The following is a 16,534-nucleotide window of genomic DNA, read 5'->3' as shown; positions in this document are numbered from 1 at the left end:
GCGCTTTGCGAACAAACCGTACACAGGTTATCCACAAATCTCAGACAGCGATCTGATCGTTCGCAGCCGGTGCCTCAGGAGCCGGGGGCAGCGAGCCCATTTCCCGTTGTGTCTTCTCGTTCCACGCCTGCACCCGATCATTCAGATCGGCGATGGCGCGAGGTCCACTGCCCTCGGCGTACATAGGCTCACCAATCACCACGGTGATCACACCGGACTTTTTGCCCCAGCCGATTTTCGGCCAGAACTTGCCGGCATTGTGTGCAATCGGCAGTACCGGAAGCGCTGCATTCACCGCCAATGCGCTGCCACTGCGGGAGAACTTGCCGATGGTGCCGTGGGGAACGCGAGTGCCTTCCGGGAAGATCAGCACCCAGACATCGTCCTTGAGCAGCTCGTCACCTTTCGCCGCCACCTGCTTGAGGGCGGCTTTCGGGTTGTCGCGGTCAATCGCGATCGGCCGCAGCATGGCCATGGCCCAGCCGAAGAACGGCACGTACAGCAGTTCGCGCTTGAGCACCTGGCTCAAGGGCGAGAAATAAGCGGAGAGAAAAAACGTCTCCCACGTGCTCTGGTGGTTCGATTGAATCACGCACGGCCGGTCAGGCACGTTTTCCGCGCCTTTGACTTCGTAACGGATACCGAGAAACACCTTGGTCAACCACAAGGCGCAGCGGCACCAGTACACGTTGATGAAACGATAGCGCGCCTTGAACGACAGAAAGGGCGCGATAAAAAAGCTCAGGCTGCACCACAGCAGAGCGGTGGTGCCCAGCAGCAGGTAAAAGAGGAAGATTCTGATGGCCTGCAGTATCGACATGGCGACGTTTACCGTTACGGGCAATGCCCGACTGTTCAAGCGCACTCCCGATCAATCCCTGGTCAGGAACTTCAGAAGCACTCTAGTTGTGGATAAGTTCTGCGGCAATCGCCGCGAGATCGTCAAAAATCAGGGTGCCCACCGGCAAGGTCTTGGCCTGAGTCTTTTCGCCTTTCCCGGTCTTTACCAAAACGGGCTGTGAATCGACGGCTTTGGCGGCCTCCAGGTCACCAAGGCTGTCGCCGACGAACCAGACATTCGTCAGCGCGACGTCGTAATGCTGCGCGATGGTTCTCAACATCCCCGGTTTCGGCTTGCGGCAGTCGCAACCCTCGTCCGGCCCATGCGGGCAATACACGATCAGCCCGACTTCACCGCCCTGCTCCGCCACCAGTTCGCGCAGGCGCGCGTGCATGGCATCGAGGGTGGCGAGGTCGTAGTAGCCGCGAGCAATGCCCGACTGGTTGGTGGCGACCGCCACCGTCCAGCCGGCCTTGCTCAACTGCGCAATCGCTTCGATCGAGCCGGGCAGCGGAATCCACTCCTCCACCGACTTGATGTAAGCGTCGGAGTCGTAATTGATCACTCCGTCCCGATCGAGAATCAGCAGTTTCAACAGCAGTCCCTCAACCCAGCAGCGAAATGTCGGCAACGCCCAGGAACAGGCCACGCAGACGCGCCAGCAGCGCGTAACGGTTGGCTCGTACGTTGGCGTCTTCGGCATTGACCATCACCGCGTCGAAGAACGCGTCCACCGGCTCGCGCAGGGCGGCCAGGCGTGCCAGCGATTCGTTGTACTGACGCGCCGCGGCCATTGGCTGTACAGCCTGGTCCGCTTGCTGGATCGCCGAGTACAGCGAGAACTCGTTGGCGTTGTCGAAGTACTTGGCCTGGACTTCGGTCGGCACCGAGCCTTCCACCTTGCTCAGCAGGTTCGACACACGCTTGTTCACCGCCGCCAGCGCTGCCGCTTCCGGCAGTTTGCGGAAGGCCTGCACCGCTTGCACACGTTGGTCGAAGTCCAGCGCCGAACCCGGCTTCAGGGCACGTACCGACAGGTAGGTGGCGACATCCACGCCTTCGTCTTCGTAACGCGCACGCAGACGGTCGAAGATGAACTCCAGCACCGCGTCGTTCAGGCCGGCAGCCTTGACCTTGGCACCGAACGCATTCACGGCGAACGCCACGGCATCGTTCAGGTCCAGATCCAGTTGTTTCTCGATCAGGATCCGCAGCACGCCCAGTGCCGCACGGCGCAGGGCATACGGGTCTTTGCTGCCGGTCGGCAGCATGCCGATGCCGAAGATGCCGACCAGGGTGTCGAGCTTGTCGGCGATGGCCACGGCCGCACCGGTCAGGGTGGCTGGCAGTTCAGCGCCGGCACCGCGTGGCATGTATTGCTCGTTCAGCGCCAGGGCGACGTCTTCCGGCTCGCCGTCATTGAGCGCGTAGTAGTAGCCGGCGACACCTTGCATCTCCGGGAACTCGCCGACCATTTCGGTGGCCAGGTCGCACTTGGACAGCAGGCCTGCGCGGGCAGCCCACGAAGCGTTGCCGCCGATGCGTGCGGCGATGTACGCGGCCAGTTTCGACACCCGCTCGGCCTTGTCGTAGACGCTGCCGAGTTTTTCCTGGAACACCACGTTCTGCAGGCGATCGTTGAAGGCTTCGAGCTTCTGCTTCTTGTCCTGCTTGAAGAAGAACTCGGCGTCGGTGAGGCGTGGGCGAACCACTTTCTCGTTACCGGCGATGATCTGCTGCGGGTCTTTGGATTCGATGTTGGCCACGGTGATGAACCGTGGCAGCAACTTGCCGTCGGCATCCAGCAGGCAGAAGTACTTCTGGTTGTCCTGCATGGTGGTGATCAGTGCTTCCTGCGGCACGTCGAGGAAACGTTCCTCGAACGAGCACACCAGCGGCACTGGCCACTCGACCAGCGCGGTCACTTCGTCGAGCAGCGCCGGCGGCACGATCGCAGTGCCTTCCTGACGGGTCGCCAGTTCTTCGGTGCGTTTGCTGATGATTTCGCGACGCTCGTTGGCATCGGCCAGCACGTAGGCGGCACGCAGGTCGGCCAGGTAGCTCGACGGCGAACCGATGCGCACGCTTTGCGGGTGGTGGAAGCGGTGGCCACGGGATTCACGGCCAGCCTTCTGCGCGAGAATCGTGCAGTCGATGATCTGGTCGCCGAGCAGCATCACCAGCCATTGGGTCGGACGTACGAACTCTTCCTTGCGCGCACCCCAGCGCATGCGTTTCGGGATCGGCAGGTCGTTCAGCGAGTCTTCGACGATGGTCGGCAGCAGGCTGGCGGTCGGCTTGCCGGCGATGTTCTGGCTGTAGCGCAGTTTCGGACCGCTCTGGTCGATTTCGCTCAGCTCGACGCCGCACTTCTTGGCGAAGCCCAGTGCCGCTTGAGTCGGGTTGCCGTCGGCATCGAACGCAGCCTGACGTGGCGGGCCGTCGAGGTTGATGCTGCGATCCGGCTGCTGGGTGGCCAGCGCGGTGATCAGCACAGCCAGACGACGCGGCGCGGCGTAGACGGTTTTGCTCTCATAATTCAGGCCGGCAGCTTGCAGGCCCTTGTCGATACCGGCCAGGAACGCTTCGGCCAGGGTGTTCAGGGCTTTGGGTGGCAGTTCTTCGGTGCCCAGTTCAACCAGAAAATCTTGAGCACTCATTGTGCAGCCTCCAGCTTGGCCAGTACTTCGTCACGCAGGTCCGGGGTTGCCATCGGGAAGCCCAGCTTGGCGCGGGCCAGCAGGTAGGCTTGGGCGACGGAGCGCGCCAGGGTGCGAACGCGCAGAATGTATTGCTGACGCGCAGTCACCGAGATCGCCCGGCGCGCATCCAGCAGGTTGAAGGTGTGCGAGGCCTTCAGGACCATTTCGTAGCTTGGCAACGGCAGCGGCTGGTCGAGTTCGATCAGGCGCTTGGCTTCGCTTTCATAGAAGTCGAACAGCTCGAACAGCTTGTCGACGTTGGCGTGTTCGAAGTTGTAGGTGGACTGCTCCACTTCGTTCTGGTGGAACACGTCGCCGTAGGTCACTTTGCCGAACGGACCGTCAGCCCAGACCAGGTCGTAGACCGAGTCCACGCCCTGCAGGTACATGGCCAGACGCTCCAGACCGTAGGTGATCTCGCCGGTCACCGGGTAGCACTCGATGCCGCCCGCCTGCTGGAAGTAAGTGAACTGGGTCACTTCCATGCCGTTCAGCCAGACTTCCCAGCCCAGACCCCAGGCGCCGAGGGTCGGCGATTCCCAGTTGTCTTCGACGAAGCGGATGTCGTGGACCAGCGGGTCCAGGCCGACATGCTTGAGGGAGCCCAGGTACAGCTCCTGGAAGTTGTCCGGGTTCGGCTTCAGGACTACCTGGAACTGGTAGTAGTGCTGCAGACGATTTGGGTTTTCGCCGTAACGGCCGTCAGTCGGACGGCGGCTTGGCTGCACGTAGGCGGCGTTCCAGGTTTCCGGGCCGATGGCGCGCAGGAATGTCGCGGTGTGGAAAGTGCCGGCGCCTACTTCCATATCGTAGGGCTGAAGTACCACACAACCTTGCTCGGCCCAGTATTGCTGGAGCGCGAGGATCAAGTCTTGGAAGGTACGCACGGCTGGCGTAGGCTGGCTCACGAAATTCACCTGTTTCTTGGGCTGCGATTTAAAGAGCGGGAGTATACCCGATTCAGTCGCACCTCCACCCCCTGGAGCCTTATGCCACGCTGCTTTTGGTGCAACGAAGATCCGCTGTACATGGCTTACCACGATCAGGAGTGGGGTACGCCGCTACGCGATGCGCAGGGTTTGTTCGAGTTGCTTTTGCTCGAAGGGTTCCAGGCCGGGCTGTCGTGGATCACCGTGCTGCGTAAACGTGAGCGGTATCGCGAGGTGTTGTTCGGCTTCGACGTACAGCGCGTGGCGCAGATGAGCGACGCGGAAATCGATGAATTGATGCTCGATCCGGGGATCATCCGCAACCGCCTCAAGCTCAATGCCGCCCGGCGTAATGCCCAGTCGTGGCTGGCGCTGGAGGATCCGGTGGCGTTTCTCTGGTCGTTTGTGGATAACCGCCCGGTGATCAATCATTTCAAGGATCGCAGCGAAGTCCCGGCCATCACCCCGCAAGCCGTGGCCATGAGCAAAGGCTTGAAAAAGGCCGGTTTCACCTTCGTCGGTCCGACCATCTGCTACGCGCTGATGCAGGCCTCGGGCATGGTCATGGATCACACTCAGGACTGCGACCGCTACGCGCAGCTGGTCAACGCCGGTTAGAATGGCCGCCTCGCGCACAGCACAAGATCAGGAGTGACCTGTGGAAAAGTTTAAAGGCGCCATGCTGGTTGGCGCTCTGCGGCTGTTTGCCCTGCTTCCGTGGCGGGCCGTGCAGGCCGTGGGTTCGGCGATCGGCTGGATCATGTGGAAAACCCCCAACCGTTCCCGCGATGTGGTGCGGATCAACCTCGCCAAATGTTTTCCACAGATGGACCCGGCCGAACGCGAGCGTCTGGTCGGCCAGACCCTGAAAGACATCGGCAAGTCCCTGACCGAAAGCGCCTGCGCCTGGATCTGGCCGGCCCAGCGTTCCATTGACCTGGTGCGCGAAGTCGAAGGCCTCGAGGTGCTGAAAGAAGCGCTGGCCTCGGGCAAGGGCGTGGTCGGCATCACCAGCCACCTGGGCAACTGGGAAGTGCTCAACCACTTCTATTGCAGTCAGTGCAAACCGATCATTTTCTACCGGCCGCCGAAGCTCAAGGCTGTGGATGAATTGCTGCGCAAGCAGCGGGTGCAACTGGGCAACAAAGTCGCCGCGTCGACCAAGGAAGGCATCCTCAGTGTCATCAAGGAAGTGCGCAAGGGCGGTCAGGTGGGGATTCCCGCGGACCCGGAGCCGGCCGAATCCGCCGGGATCTTCGTGCCGTTCTTCGCCACCCAGGCCCTGACCAGCAAGTTCGTGCCGAACATGCTCGCCGGCGGCAAAGCCGTCGGGGTGTTCCTGCATGCCCTGCGTCTGCCGGACGGTTCCGGCTACAAGGTGATCCTGGAAGCGGCGCCGGAAGCGATGTACAGCACCGACACCGAAACCTCCTGCGCAGCGATGAGTAAAGTCGTCGAGCGTTACGTGGCGGCTTACCCGAGCCAGTACATGTGGAGCATGAAGCGCTTCAAGAAGCGTCCGCCGGGTGAGGCGCGCTGGTACTGATCGGCGATGTGCAATTGTGGATAATCCGACGATAAGGGTTATCCACAGCCGTCACGGTTTCTGCCGATCGAGCTTCTTCAGAAACACCGTCATTTCCTTCTCGGCCTGCTTGTCACCATGGGCCCGGGCCGCTTCCAGACCCTGCTCCCACGCCTGCCGCGCAGCCGTCAGGTCACCCAGCGCCAGTTGCGCCTTGCCCAAAAGTTTCCACGCTGCCGAATACTTCGGATCGAAGCCGACACACCGCTGGAAATGCTCGGCCGCCTTCGCGTTTTCTCCCAGATCCAGATAACCCTTGCCCAGGCCGAAGCGCAGCAATGAGTTATCCACACCCTTGGCGAGCATTTTTTCCAGGGATTCGATCATCGGTTTCGCCTCTCGGTCGATCAGAAGAAACTCAAGCCCACGTGGAACAGCTTCTCCACATCGCGAATATGCTTTTTATCCACAAGGAACAGGATCACGTGGTCGCCGGCGGCGATCACCGTGTCGTCGTGGGCAATGATCACTTCTTCATCGCGGATGATCGCGCCGATGGTGGTTCCCGGTGGCAGCGCGATGTTTTCGATGGCCTTGCCGATGACCTTGCTCGACTTCGAATCGCCATGAGCCACCGCTTCGATGGCTTCCGCCGCGCCCCGACGCAATGAGTGCACGCTGACGATATCGCCACGCCGCACGTGGGCCAGCAAGGTGCCGATGGTCGCCAGTTGCGGGCTGATGGCGATGTCGATGTCACCGCCCTGGATCAGGTCGACGTAGGCCGGGTTGTTGATGATCGTCATCACCTTCTTCGCGCCCAGACGCTTGGCCAGCAGCGACGACATGATGTTGGCTTCGTCATCGTTGGTCAGGGCAAGGAAGATGTCTGCGTCGGCGATGTTCTCTTCCAGCAGCAAGTCGCGATCCGACGCGCTGCCCTGCAGCACCACGGTGCTGTCGAGGGTGTCGGAGAGGTAGCGGCAGCGCGCCGGGTTCATCTCGATGATCTTCACCTGGTAGCGGCTTTCGATGGCCTCGGCCAGCCGTTCGCCGATCTGCCCGCCACCGGCGATGACGATGCGTTTGTAGCTTTCGTCGAGACGGCGCATTTCGCTCATCACTGCGCGAATGTTCGCACGGGCGGCGATGAAGAAGACTTCGTCGTCTGCCTCGATCACCGTGTCGCCCTGGGGAAGAATCGGTCGGTCGCGGCGGAAAATCGCGGCCACTCGGGTTTCCACATTCGGCATGTGTTCGCGCAACTGGCGCAGTTGCTGACCGACCAGCGGCCCGCCGTAGTAGGCGCGCACCGCGACCAGTTGCGCCTGGCCTTCGGCGAAATCGATCACCTGCAAGGCGCCGGGGTGCTGGATCAGACGCTTGATGTAGTTGGTCACCACCTGCTCGGGACTGATCAGCACGTCGACCGGAATCGCCTCGTTCTGGAACAGTTGCTCCTCGCGGGTGAGGTACGACGCTTCGCGCACCCGGGCAATCTTGGTCGGGGTGTGGAACAGGGTGTGAGCAACCTGGCAGGCGACCATGTTGGTTTCGTCGCTGTTGGTCACCGCCACCAGCATGTCGGCGTCGTCGGCACCGGCCTGACGCAGAATGTTCGGCAACGAGCCACGGCCCTGCACGGTACGGATGTCGAGGCGGTCGCCAAGATCGCGCAGGCGGTCGCCGTCAGTGTCGACCACCGTGATGTCGTTGGCCTCGCTGGCCAGATGTTCAGCCAGCGAACCGCCGACCTGTCCCGCACCGAGGATGATGATTTTCATCCAGTCACTCCATTGAATCCGTTTAGCCGCGCGCGGCAGCGATCTTGATCAGCTTGGCGTAATAGAACCCGTCATGCCCGCCCTGTTGGGCCAGCAATTGGCGACCATGAGGCTGTTTGATTCCGGCGGTGGTAGCCAGATCCAGCTCCCGGGCGCCCGGCGTGCGCTCAAGAAACGCGCCGATGACTTCGGTATTTTCGGTCGGCAAGGCCGAGCAGGTGGCGTAGAGCAGGATGCCGCCCACTTCGAGGGTTTTCCACATCGCGTCGAGCAACTCGCCTTGCAGTTGCGCGAGGGCTGGGATGTCGTCGGCCTGGCGGGTCAGCTTGATGTCCGGATGGCGGCGGATCACGCCGGTTGCCGAGCATGGAGCGTCGAGCAGGATGCGCTGGAACGGTTTGCCGTCCCACCAGGCTGCCGTGTCGCGACCGTCGGCGGCGATCAGTTTGGCGTTCAGGCCGAGACGCTCAAGGTTTTCCTTCACTCGCACCAGACGTTTGGCTTCCAGATCCACCGCCACCACGCCGGCCAGTGCCGGTTCGGCTTCGAGGATGTGGCACGTCTTGCCGCCCGGTGCACAGCAGGCGTCCAGCACCCGTTGGCCCGGTGCGAGGTCGAGCAGGTCGGCGGCCAGTTGTGCGGCTTCGTCTTGCACGCTGATCCAGCCTTCGGCGAAGCCCGGCAGGCTGCGCACGTCGGCGGCGGCCTCCAGCACGATACCGTCGCGGCTGAAAGTGCACGGCTGCGCGGCGATACCCGCTTCAGTCAGCAGACCCAGGTAGGCGTCACGGCTGTGATGACGGCGGTTGACCCGCAGGATCATCGGCGGATGCGCGTTGTTGGCCTCGCAAATCGCTTCCCATTGCTCAGGCCAGAAGGCCTTCAGGGATTTTTGTAGCCAGCGCGGGTGGGCGGTGCGCACCACCGGATCGCGCTCCAGTTCGGCGAAGATCGCCTCATGTTCGCGCTGGGCATTGCGCAGCACGGCGTTGAGCAAGCCTTTGGCCCACGGCTTTTTCAGCTTGTCGGCGCAACCGACAGTTTCGCCGATCGCGGCGTGCGGCGGGACGCGGGTGTAGAGCAGTTGATAGAGACCAACCAGCAACAAAGCCTCGACATCGGCGTCCGCTGCCTTGAACGGTTTCTGCAGCAGTTTTTCCGCCAGCGCCGACAAACGTGGCTGCCAACGGGCGGTGCCGAACGCCAGGTCCTGGGTGAAACCGCGATCGCGGTCCTCGACCTTGTCCAGTTGCGTCGGCAGGGAGCTGTTGAGCGAAGCCTTGCCGCTGAGGACAGCAGCGAGTGCCTTGGCGGCGGCCAGACGCGGGTTCATTGCGCACCCACCGCTGTACCCAGCACGGTGCCGGTGGCGAATTTCTCACGACGGCTGTTGAACAGATCGCTGAAGTTCAGCGCCTTGCCGCCGGGCAATTGCAGGCGGGTCAGACACAGCGCCTGTTCGCCACAGGCGACGAGCAGACCGTCCTTGCTGGCGTCGAGAATGGTGCCCGGTGCGCCTTTGCCTTCGGCCAGTGTCGCCGCCAGCACTTTCAGCGCTTCGCCGTTGAGCGTGCTGTGGGTGATCGGCCATGGATTGAAAGCTCGGACCAGACGTTCCAGCTCGATGGCTGGGCGGCTCCAGTCGATGCGTGCTTCGTCCTTGTTCAGTTTGTGCGCGTAGGTGGCGAGCTCGTCGTTCTGCACTTCGCCTTCCAGGGTGCCGGCGGCCAGACCGGCAATCGCTTGAACCACGGCGGGCGGGCCCATTTCGGCCAAGCGATCGTGGAGGCTGCCGCCGGTGTCTTCGGCGCTGATCGGGGTCACGACTTTAAGCAGCATCGGCCCGGTATCGAGGCCGGCTTCCATGCGCATCACGGTCACGCCGCTCTCGGCGTCGCCCGCTTCCACGGCGCGCTGGATCGGCGCCGCACCGCGCCAGCGCGGCAGCAGCGAGGCGTGACTGTTGATGCAACCCAGGCGCGGAATATCCAGCACCGCTTGCGGCAGGATCAGGCCGTAGGCCACCACCACCATCAAATCCGGTTTCAGCGCAGCGAGCTCGGCCTGAGCGTCAGCATTGCGCAGGGTCGGCGGCTGCAACACCTGGATATTGTTTTCCAGGGCGAGCTGTTTGACCGGGCTCGGCATCAGTTTTTGCCCACGACCGGCCGGACGATCCGGTTGGGTGTAGACCGCAACGATCTCGTAAGCGCTGTCCAGCAGGGCCTTGAGGTGTTCGGCGGCGAATTCCGGGGTGCCGGCAAAAACGATGCGCAGTGGCTCAGTCATGGGGGAGTCTCATAAAAAGAAAAAGGCTTGCCGCAGCAAGCCTTTGGAGAGGGGCATCAAGCGTTCTGGCGGTGCTGCTTTTCCAGTTTCTTCTTGATCCGGTCGCGTTTGAGCGTGGACAGGTAATCGACGAACAACTTGCCGTTGAGGTGGTCGCATTCGTGCTGGATGCACACGGCGAGCAAGCCTTCGGCGATCAGTTCGTAAGGCTTGCCGTCGCGGTCCAGAGCCTTGATCTTGACCTTCTGCGGGCGGTCGACGTTTTCGTAGAAACCCGGCACCGAGAGGCAGCCTTCCTGGTATTGCTCCATTTCGTCGGTCAGCGATTCGAACTCGGGGTTGATGAACACCCGCGGTTCGGTGCGGTCTTCGGAAAGGTCCATCACGACGATACGTTTGTGCACGTTGACCTGGGTCGCGGCAAGGCCGATGCCCGGCGCTTCATACATTGTTTCAAACATGTCATCGACCAGCTGACGCACTTCGTCGTCCACTACAGCCACAGGTTTGGCGATAGTGCGCAGACGCGGGTCCGGAAATTCGAGGATGTTCAAAATGGCCATAAGCTTGATTGCTGCACGTGTGAGGTAAAGTCGGGCGATGGCCTGGCGGGTCCGAAGATGCAGGCTACCGTTGTGAAACGTAGCTCCTTGATTTTCAGCATAGAGCAGGGAGCGAGCCACGGGGGCTCTGGCGTTTCACGCGAACGCACATAATAAAGGGATTCACCGCATGAGGAAATCACTACTCGCCCTGCTGTTTCTGGCCTCGGCCGGCGCCGCGCACGGGCAAGTGCAACTCAAGGAAGGTTTTCCACAGCAATACACGGTGGTTTCGGGGGATACACTCTGGGACATCTCCGGTAAATATTTGCGCGAACCCTGGCAGTGGCCGCAGCTGTGGCGAGCCAATCCGCAGATCGAAAACCCCAACCTGATCTACCCCGGCGACACACTGACGCTCAGTTACGTCAACGGTCAGCCGCGCCTGACCGTCAATCGCGGCGAGTCGCGCGGCACCATCAAGTTGTCGCCACGCATCCGTACCAGCCCGGTGGCCGAGGCGATTCCGAGCATTCCGCTCAAATCCATCAACAGCTTTCTGCTGAGCAACCGCATCGTCGACAAGGTCGAGGACTTCGACAAGGCGCCGTACATCGTCGCCGGCGATGCCGAACGGGTGCTCAGCGGCACCGGCGACCGGATCTTCGCCCGTGGACATTTCGACCCGAACCAGCCGGTCTACGGCATCTTCCGCCAGGGTAAGGTCTACACCGATCCGCAGAGCAAGGAGTTTCTGGGGATCAACGCCGACGACATCGGCGGCGGCGAAATCGTCGCCACTGAAGGAGACGTCGCCACCCTCGCCCTGCAACGCACGACCCAGGAAGTGCGTCTCGGCGACCGCTTGTTCAGCGGCGAAGAGCGTTCGATCAACTCGAACTTCATGCCCAGCGCCCCCACCACCGACATCAACGGCCTGATCATCGATGTGCCGCGCGGCGTCACACAGATCGGCGCGATGGACGTGGTGACCCTGAACAAGGGCAAACGCGACGGCCTGGCCGAGGGCAACGTGCTGGTGGTGATGAAAACCGGGGAAACCGTGCGCGACCGGATCACCGGCCAGCCGCTGAAAATCCCGGATGAACGTGCTGGACTGCTGATGGTGTTCCGCACCTACGACAAACTCAGTTACGGCCTCGTGCTGAACGCATCGCGCTCGCTGGCGGTGCTGGACAAAGTGAGAAATCCTTAGCTGGCTTCACAAGTTACCAACAGAGTTATCCACAGCTTGTTCCGAAAGGTTCGGGCTTTATAACGATCAAGGATGATCCATGATGATGCCTGTCTCTGCGTCGGTTTCCCCGGCGGAACTGGAAGCGCGCCTGCGCCTGCACCGCTTGCCGGAAATCGGTCCCAAGCGTTTCACCAAACTGCTCGAAGCCTTCGGCTGTGCCTCAAAGGCGATCAGCGCACCGGCCAGCGCCTGGCGCTCGTTAGGATTGCCGGCGACCAGCGCCGAGGCCAGACGCTGCCCTGAAGTTCGGGACGGCGCCAGCCATGCATTGCGCTGGCTAGAGCGTCCGGATCAACATTTGCTGATGTGGGATCACCCGGATTATCCGGCCTTGCTGGCGCAGATTCCCGATCCACCGCCCCTGCTGTTTGTCGCTGGCGACCCACGGATTCTGGAAAAACCGCAACTGGCGGTGATCGGCAGTCGCCGCGCTTCCCGCCCGGGCATGGACACTGCCGCTGCGTTTTCCCGCAGTCTGGCCGGGGCCGGATTTGTCATCACCAGTGGGCTGGCGCTGGGCATCGATGCGGCGGCGCATCAAGCTGCTGTCGACGTCGGCGGGCAAACGGTCGGCGTGCTCGGTACCGGTCTGGAAAACTTTTATCCACAGCGCAATCGGCGGTTGGCGGACGTGATGATTGCGTCCGGCAGTGCGGTGGTTTCGGAATTTCCTCTGGACACCGGGCCGACGGCCAGCAACTTCCCAAGACGCAATCGGATCATCAGCGGTTTGTCCCTCGGCGTGCTGGTGGTCGAGGCCAGCGTGGCCAGCGGTTCGTTGATCACCGCGCGGCTGGCGGCGGAACAGGGTCGCGAGGTGTACGCCATTCCGGGTTCGATCCACCACCCCGGCGCCCGGGGCTGTCATCAACTGATCCGTGACGGCGCCGTGCTGGTGGAAACCATCGAGCACATTCTCGAAGCCCTGCGCGGCTGGCAACATCTGCCGGTATCCACAGCCGCAGCGAATCCGGACAACCCGTTGTTGCGTCTATTGCACGCCGCGCCGCACACCAGCGAAGGGCTGGCCGACAGCAGTGGCTGGGCGTTACCCAAAGTCCTGGCGGCATTGACCGAATTGGAGATGGATGGCCGCGCGGTGTGCGAAAACGGCCGCTGGTTTGCGCGCGTGAGCTAGGTTTTACATTGAAGATCGGTAAACTGCGCGAAACCTGTTTGCGGAGAGTTTTTCATGGTCAACAGTTGGCGTGTGCAACAAGCCGCACGAGAGATTCGCGCCGGGGCGGTGATTGCCTATCCAACCGAAGCCGTCTGGGGGCTGGGGTGCGATCCTTGGAATGAAGAAGCGGTGGATCGCCTGTTGGCGATCAAGAACCGTTCGGTGGACAAGGGCTTGATCCTGGTCGCCGACAACATTCGTCAGTTCGATTTTCTGTTCGAGGATTTCCCCCAGGACTGGATCGACCGCATGGCCAGCACGTGGCCGGGTCCGAACACCTGGCTGGTGCCGCACCAGAACCTGCTGCCGGAATGGGTGACCGGGGTGCATGACACCGTGGCGCTGCGGGTCAGCGATCATCCGCAGGTGCGGGATCTGTGCTCGCTGGTGGGACCGTTGATTTCGACGTCGGCCAACCCACAAGGGCGGCCTGCGGCGCGAACGCGCTTGCGGGTCGAGCAGTATTTCCGTGGTCAGGTCGATCTGGTGCTCGGCGGAGCGCTTGGCGGTCGCAAGAACCCGAGCCTGATTCGGGATCTGGCCACCGGCAATATCGTGCGCCCGGCCTGAGGCCGGGTGCCTTCAATCGCCGGCTTGCCGGCGATGACGCCTTAAGGCAGTAAAACAGTCGAACCTGTCGTGCGCCGCGCCGACAGCTCGGTCTGCGCTTTCGCCGCATCAGCCAGTGGATAACGCTGGCTGATATCCACTTTCAGCTTGCCGCTGGTGATCATCCCGAACAGCTCATCCGCCATGCGCTGAAGGTTTTCAGCGTTATTGGCGTAGGTCGCCAGGGTCGGCCGGGTGACGTACAGCGAACCTTTTGCCGCGAGAATACCGAGGTTCACCCCGTCCACCGCACCCGAGGCGTTGCCGAAGCTCACCAACAGGCCACGGGGCGCCACGCTGTCCAGCGACGCTGGCCAGGTGTCCTTGCCGACGCCGTCGTAGACCACCGGGACTTTTTTTCCGTCGGTCAACTCCAGTACCCGTTGGGCGACGTTTTCGTGGCTGTAGTCGATGGTTTCCCAGGCGCCGTGGGCCTTGGCGAGATCGGCTTTGGCTTTCGAGCTGACGGTGCCGATCAGCTTCACGCCCAGGGCTTTGGCCCATTGGCAGGCAAGCAAGCCGACGCCGCCGGCCGCTGCGTGGAACAGAATGGTTTCGCCACCCTTGAGTTCGTAGGTCTGGCGCAGCAGGTACTGCACGGTCAGGCCCTTGAGCATCACGCCGGCGGCGGTTTCGAAGCTGATGGCGTCCGGCAGGTGCACCAGATTCGCTTCCGGCAGGACGTGGACGTCGCTGTATGCACCCAGCGGGCCGCTGCCATAAGCCACGCGGTCGCCGACCTTGAACCGGGTGACTTCGCTGCCCACCGCCTCGACAATGCCGGCGCCTTCCGCACCCACGCCCGACGGCAAGGCCGGTGGCGCGTAAAGACCGCTGCGGTAGTAGGTGTCGATGAAGTTCAGGCCGATGGCCTTGTTGCTCACGCGAACCTGCTGCGGACCGGGCTCGGCCGGTTGATAGTCAACGTACTCGAGCACTTCGGGGCCGCCGTGGGCGCGGAACTGGATTCGCTTGGCCATCTGCCTACTCCTTGGGTCATTTGGGAAGGTCCCTATCGAACGCTCATGCTTGATCTTCGTCAACTGCGGCGTGCCGGTTTGCGATGGTATGCTACGCGCCCATTTGCGCGGGGCGCCGCGCAGTTCCGCCCGATCCAAGGTGAAGCCATGACGACCCGCACCGACGCCGTAAAGGCCTATCTGCTCGACCTGCAAGACCGCATCTGCGCCGCGCTGGAAACTGAAGACGGCGGCACGCGCTTCGTCGAAGACGCCTGGACCCGTCCGGCCGGCGGTGGCGGTCGGACCCGGGTGATCGAGAACGGCACGGTGATCGAAAAGGGCGGCGTCAACTTTTCCCACGTCTTCGGTAGCGGTTTGCCACCGTCTGCCAGCGCCCATCGGCCGGAGCTGGCCGGGCGTGGTTTCGAAGCCCTCGGCGTGTCGCTGGTGATCCACCCGCACAACCCGCATGTGCCGACGTCCCACGCCAACGTGCGCTTTTTCATCGCCGAGAAGGAAGGTGAAGAACCGGTCTGGTGGTTCGGCGGTGGTTTCGACCTGACCCCGTACTACGGCAACGAAGAAGACTGCATCCACTGGCACCGCGTCGCCGAAAAGGCCTGTGCGCCGTTCGGTCCGGACGTCTACCCGCGCTACAAGGCCTGGTGCGACACCTATTTCCACATCAAGCATCGCCACGAGCCGCGCGGCATCGGCGGCCTGTTCTTCGATGACCTGAACGAGTGGGATTTCGACACCAGTTTCGCCTTCATGCGCGCCATCGGCGATGCGTACATCGACGCTTACCTGCCGATCGTGCAGCGCCGCAAGAACGACGCCTTCACCGCCAGGCAGCGTGAGTTCCAGGAATTCCGCCGCGGCCGCTACGTCGAGTTCAACCTGGTTTACGACCGTGGCACCCTGTTCGGCCTGCAATCGGGCGGGCGCACCGAGTCGATCCTGATGTCGCTGCCACCGCAAGTGCGCTGGGCCTACGACTGGAAAGCCGAACCGGGCAGCGAAGAAGCGCGCCTGACCGAGTACTTCCTGCAAGATCGCGACTGGCTGGCCCAGGCCTGAGGACTTCTCATGGATCGTTACGTCGTTTTCGGTAACCCGATCGGCCACAGCAAGTCGCCGATGATTCACAAACTGTTCGCCGAACAGACCGGGCAGAGCCTCGACTACAGCACCCTGCTGGCGCCGCTCGACGATTTTTCCGGCTGCGCCACGGCGTTTTTCCAGGAAGGTCGCGGCGCCAACGTGACCGTGCCGTTCAAGGAAGATGCTTATCGCCTGGCCAACAGCCTGACCGCCCGCGCCGAACGCGCGGGTGCGGTGAACACGCTGAGCAAACTGGCTGACGGCAGCCTGCTCGGCGATAACACCGACGGCGCCGGGCTGGTGCGGGACCTGACGGTCAATGCCGGGTTCAGCCTCACCGGCAAACGCATTCTGCTGCTCGGCGCCGGTGGCGCGGTGCGCGGTGCACTGGAGCCGTTGCTGGCGGAGAAACCGGCCTCGGTGATCATCGCCAACCGCACAGTGGACAAGGCCGAGCTGCTGGCTGAACTGTTTTGTGATCTGGGGCCGGTGTCGGCCAGTGGTTACGACTGGTTGCGTGAACCGGTGGACGTGATCATCAACGCCACCTCCGCCAGCCTCACCGGCGATGTGCCGCCGATTGCAGAAAGCCTGATCGAACCCGGCAAGACCCTGTGCTACGACATGATGTACGGCAAGGAACCGACCGCGTTCTGCCGCTGGGCCAGCGAGCATGGCGCGGGCGTGGTGATGGATGGCTTGGGCATGCTGGCGGAACAGGCGGCGGAAGCCTTCTTCCTGTGGCGCGGTGTGCGTCCCGACACTGCGCCGGTTCTGGCGGAGTTGCGTCGACAACTGACGCTGTAAGG

Annotated in this window: 17 protein-coding genes; 7 read left to right on the top strand and 10 right to left on the bottom strand. The window is 62.4% G+C overall.

Features of this window, described 5'->3' with window-relative positions; genetic code table 11:
* Window positions 1-40: 40 nt before the first annotated feature.
* From QRN46_RS02750 to glyQ, 4 genes are all read right to left on the bottom strand, one after another.
* On the bottom strand, window positions 41-820 hold the full coding sequence (locus QRN46_RS02750; RefSeq protein ID WP_041475091.1) for a lysophospholipid acyltransferase family protein: 780 nt from the start codon (window positions 818-820) through the stop codon (window positions 41-43).
* 82 nt (window positions 821-902) lie between these two features.
* On the bottom strand, window positions 903-1,442 hold the full coding sequence (gene gmhB, locus QRN46_RS02745) for a D-glycero-beta-D-manno-heptose 1,7-bisphosphate 7-phosphatase (RefSeq protein WP_181457848.1): 540 nt from the start codon (window positions 1,440-1,442) through the stop codon (window positions 903-905).
* A gap of 4 nt (window positions 1,443-1,446) precedes the next feature.
* Window positions 1,447-3,501, bottom strand: coding sequence for a glycine--tRNA ligase subunit beta (gene glyS / locus QRN46_RS02740; protein WP_201819678.1), 2,055 nt, complete (start codon window positions 3,499-3,501; stop codon window positions 1,447-1,449).
* A complete protein-coding gene (gene glyQ, locus QRN46_RS02735) occupies window positions 3,498-4,451 on the bottom strand; it encodes a glycine--tRNA ligase subunit alpha (protein ID WP_003187265.1) in 954 nt (317 codons plus the stop codon). Before glyQ ends, glyS begins: the two co-directional genes overlap by 4 nt.
* A gap of 81 nt (window positions 4,452-4,532) precedes the next feature.
* Here glyQ and tag point away from each other — a divergent pair, with 81 nt between their 5' ends.
* Both tag and QRN46_RS02725 read left to right on the top strand, forming a co-directional pair.
* A complete protein-coding gene (tag, locus tag QRN46_RS02730; protein WP_201819675.1) occupies window positions 4,533-5,090 on the top strand; it encodes a DNA-3-methyladenine glycosylase I in 558 nt (185 codons plus the stop codon).
* A 40-nt stretch (window positions 5,091-5,130) separates the two neighbouring features.
* The gene (locus tag QRN46_RS02725; protein ID WP_085748012.1) at window positions 5,131-6,018 is read left to right on the top strand and encodes a lysophospholipid acyltransferase; all 888 of its coding nucleotides are present in this window, start codon (window positions 5,131-5,133) and stop codon (window positions 6,016-6,018) included.
* 51 nt (window positions 6,019-6,069) lie between these two features.
* Here QRN46_RS02725 and QRN46_RS02720 read toward each other — a convergent pair whose 3' ends face one another.
* Genes QRN46_RS02720 through def form a run of 5 tightly spaced genes read right to left on the bottom strand, consistent with a single transcriptional unit; the run spans window position 6,070 to window position 10,633 of the window.
* Window positions 6,070-6,384 (bottom strand): tetratricopeptide repeat protein, encoded by a 315-nt coding sequence (locus QRN46_RS02720; protein WP_011331742.1) that lies wholly within the window; start codon window positions 6,382-6,384, stop codon window positions 6,070-6,072.
* 20 nt (window positions 6,385-6,404) lie between these two features.
* On the bottom strand, window positions 6,405-7,781 hold the full coding sequence (gene trkA, locus QRN46_RS02715) for a Trk system potassium transporter TrkA (protein ID WP_085606334.1): 1,377 nt from the start codon (window positions 7,779-7,781) through the stop codon (window positions 6,405-6,407).
* A 22-nt stretch (window positions 7,782-7,803) separates the two neighbouring features.
* Window positions 7,804-9,114: a 16S rRNA (cytosine(967)-C(5))-methyltransferase RsmB gene (gene rsmB / locus QRN46_RS02710; RefSeq protein WP_201819672.1), complete on the bottom strand. Its 1,311-nt coding sequence runs from the start codon at window positions 9,112-9,114 to the stop codon at window positions 7,804-7,806.
* Window positions 9,111-10,070, bottom strand: coding sequence for a methionyl-tRNA formyltransferase (gene fmt / locus QRN46_RS02705; RefSeq protein ID WP_285354249.1), 960 nt, complete (start codon window positions 10,068-10,070; stop codon window positions 9,111-9,113). The genes rsmB and fmt overlap by 4 nt, the downstream gene beginning before the upstream one ends.
* 56 nt (window positions 10,071-10,126) lie before the next feature.
* Window positions 10,127-10,633: a peptide deformylase gene (gene def / locus QRN46_RS02700; RefSeq protein ID WP_007954104.1), complete on the bottom strand. Its 507-nt coding sequence runs from the start codon at window positions 10,631-10,633 to the stop codon at window positions 10,127-10,129.
* A gap of 169 nt (window positions 10,634-10,802) precedes the next feature.
* Here def and QRN46_RS02695 point away from each other — a divergent pair, with 169 nt between their 5' ends.
* The 3 genes from QRN46_RS02695 (at window position 10,803) to tsaC (ending at window position 13,620) form a co-directional block, all read left to right on the top strand.
* Window positions 10,803-11,828, top strand: coding sequence for a LysM peptidoglycan-binding domain-containing protein (locus tag QRN46_RS02695; protein WP_201819666.1), 1,026 nt, complete (start codon window positions 10,803-10,805; stop codon window positions 11,826-11,828).
* 79 nt (window positions 11,829-11,907) lie between these two features.
* Complete coding sequence (gene dprA / locus QRN46_RS02690) at window positions 11,908-13,008, top strand: DNA-processing protein DprA (protein ID WP_201819662.1); 1,101 nt, start codon at window positions 11,908-11,910, stop codon at window positions 13,006-13,008.
* Window positions 13,009-13,062: 54 nt separating this feature from the next.
* Entirely contained in the window at window positions 13,063-13,620 is a 558-nt protein-coding gene (gene tsaC, locus QRN46_RS02685; protein WP_011331748.1) for an L-threonylcarbamoyladenylate synthase type 1 TsaC, read from the top strand.
* A 41-nt stretch (window positions 13,621-13,661) separates the two neighbouring features.
* Here the strand turns inward: tsaC and QRN46_RS02680 are convergent, their stop codons facing one another.
* Window positions 13,662-14,639, bottom strand: coding sequence for an NADPH:quinone reductase (locus QRN46_RS02680; RefSeq protein WP_011331749.1), 978 nt, complete (start codon window positions 14,637-14,639; stop codon window positions 13,662-13,664).
* 147 nt (window positions 14,640-14,786) lie between these two features.
* On the opposite strand from QRN46_RS02680, the gene hemF reads away from it, so the two are divergent.
* Together hemF and aroE are read left to right on the top strand one after the other, a co-directional pair.
* A complete protein-coding gene (hemF, locus tag QRN46_RS02675) occupies window positions 14,787-15,701 on the top strand; it encodes an oxygen-dependent coproporphyrinogen oxidase (protein ID WP_011331750.1) in 915 nt (304 codons plus the stop codon).
* Window positions 15,702-15,710: 9 nt separating this feature from the next.
* Entirely contained in the window at window positions 15,711-16,532 is an 822-nt protein-coding gene (gene aroE, locus QRN46_RS02670) for a shikimate dehydrogenase (RefSeq protein ID WP_201819659.1), read from the top strand.
* The last annotated feature ends 2 nt before the right edge of the window (window positions 16,533-16,534 follow it).

The sequence above is a fragment of the Pseudomonas sp. lyk4-R2A-10 genome (assembly GCF_030209075.1).
GTDB classification, from domain to species: domain Bacteria; phylum Pseudomonadota; class Gammaproteobacteria; order Pseudomonadales; family Pseudomonadaceae; genus Aquipseudomonas; species Aquipseudomonas glycinae.
The sequence above is the reverse complement of the archived record's forward strand: the minus strand, read 5'-3'. Positions and strand labels throughout refer to the sequence as shown.

Bases quoted from the DNA above. Each gene is read 5' to 3' on its own strand.
- hemF (WP_011331750.1), top strand. From the start codon at position 14,787: ATGACGACCCGCACCGACGCCGTAAAGGCCTATCTGCTCGACCTGCAA.
- fmt (WP_285354249.1), bottom strand. From the start codon at position 10,070: ATGACTGAGCCACTGCGCATCGTTTTTGCCGGCACCCCGGAATTCGCC.
- tsaC (WP_011331748.1), top strand. From the start codon at position 13,063: ATGGTCAACAGTTGGCGTGTGCAACAAGCCGCACGAGAGATTCGCGCC.
- QRN46_RS02680 (WP_011331749.1), bottom strand. From the start codon at position 14,639: ATGGCCAAGCGAATCCAGTTCCGCGCCCACGGCGGCCCCGAAGTGCTC.
- dprA (WP_201819662.1), top strand. From the start codon at position 11,908: ATGATGATGCCTGTCTCTGCGTCGGTTTCCCCGGCGGAACTGGAAGCG.
- rsmB (WP_201819672.1), bottom strand. From the start codon at position 9,114: ATGAACCCGCGTCTGGCCGCCGCCAAGGCACTCGCTGCTGTCCTCAGC.
- glyS (WP_201819678.1), bottom strand. From the start codon at position 3,501: ATGAGTGCTCAAGATTTTCTGGTTGAACTGGGCACCGAAGAACTGCCA.
- QRN46_RS02750 (WP_041475091.1), bottom strand. From the start codon at position 820: ATGTCGATACTGCAGGCCATCAGAATCTTCCTCTTTTACCTGCTGCTG.
- QRN46_RS02720 (WP_011331742.1), bottom strand. From the start codon at position 6,384: ATGATCGAATCCCTGGAAAAAATGCTCGCCAAGGGTGTGGATAACTCA.
- QRN46_RS02695 (WP_201819666.1), top strand. From the start codon at position 10,803: ATGAGGAAATCACTACTCGCCCTGCTGTTTCTGGCCTCGGCCGGCGCC.
- aroE (WP_201819659.1), top strand. From the start codon at position 15,711: ATGGATCGTTACGTCGTTTTCGGTAACCCGATCGGCCACAGCAAGTCG.
- tag (WP_201819675.1), top strand. From the start codon at position 4,533: ATGCCACGCTGCTTTTGGTGCAACGAAGATCCGCTGTACATGGCTTAC.
- def (WP_007954104.1), bottom strand. From the start codon at position 10,633: ATGGCCATTTTGAACATCCTCGAATTTCCGGACCCGCGTCTGCGCACT.
- trkA (WP_085606334.1), bottom strand. From the start codon at position 7,781: ATGAAAATCATCATCCTCGGTGCGGGACAGGTCGGCGGTTCGCTGGCT.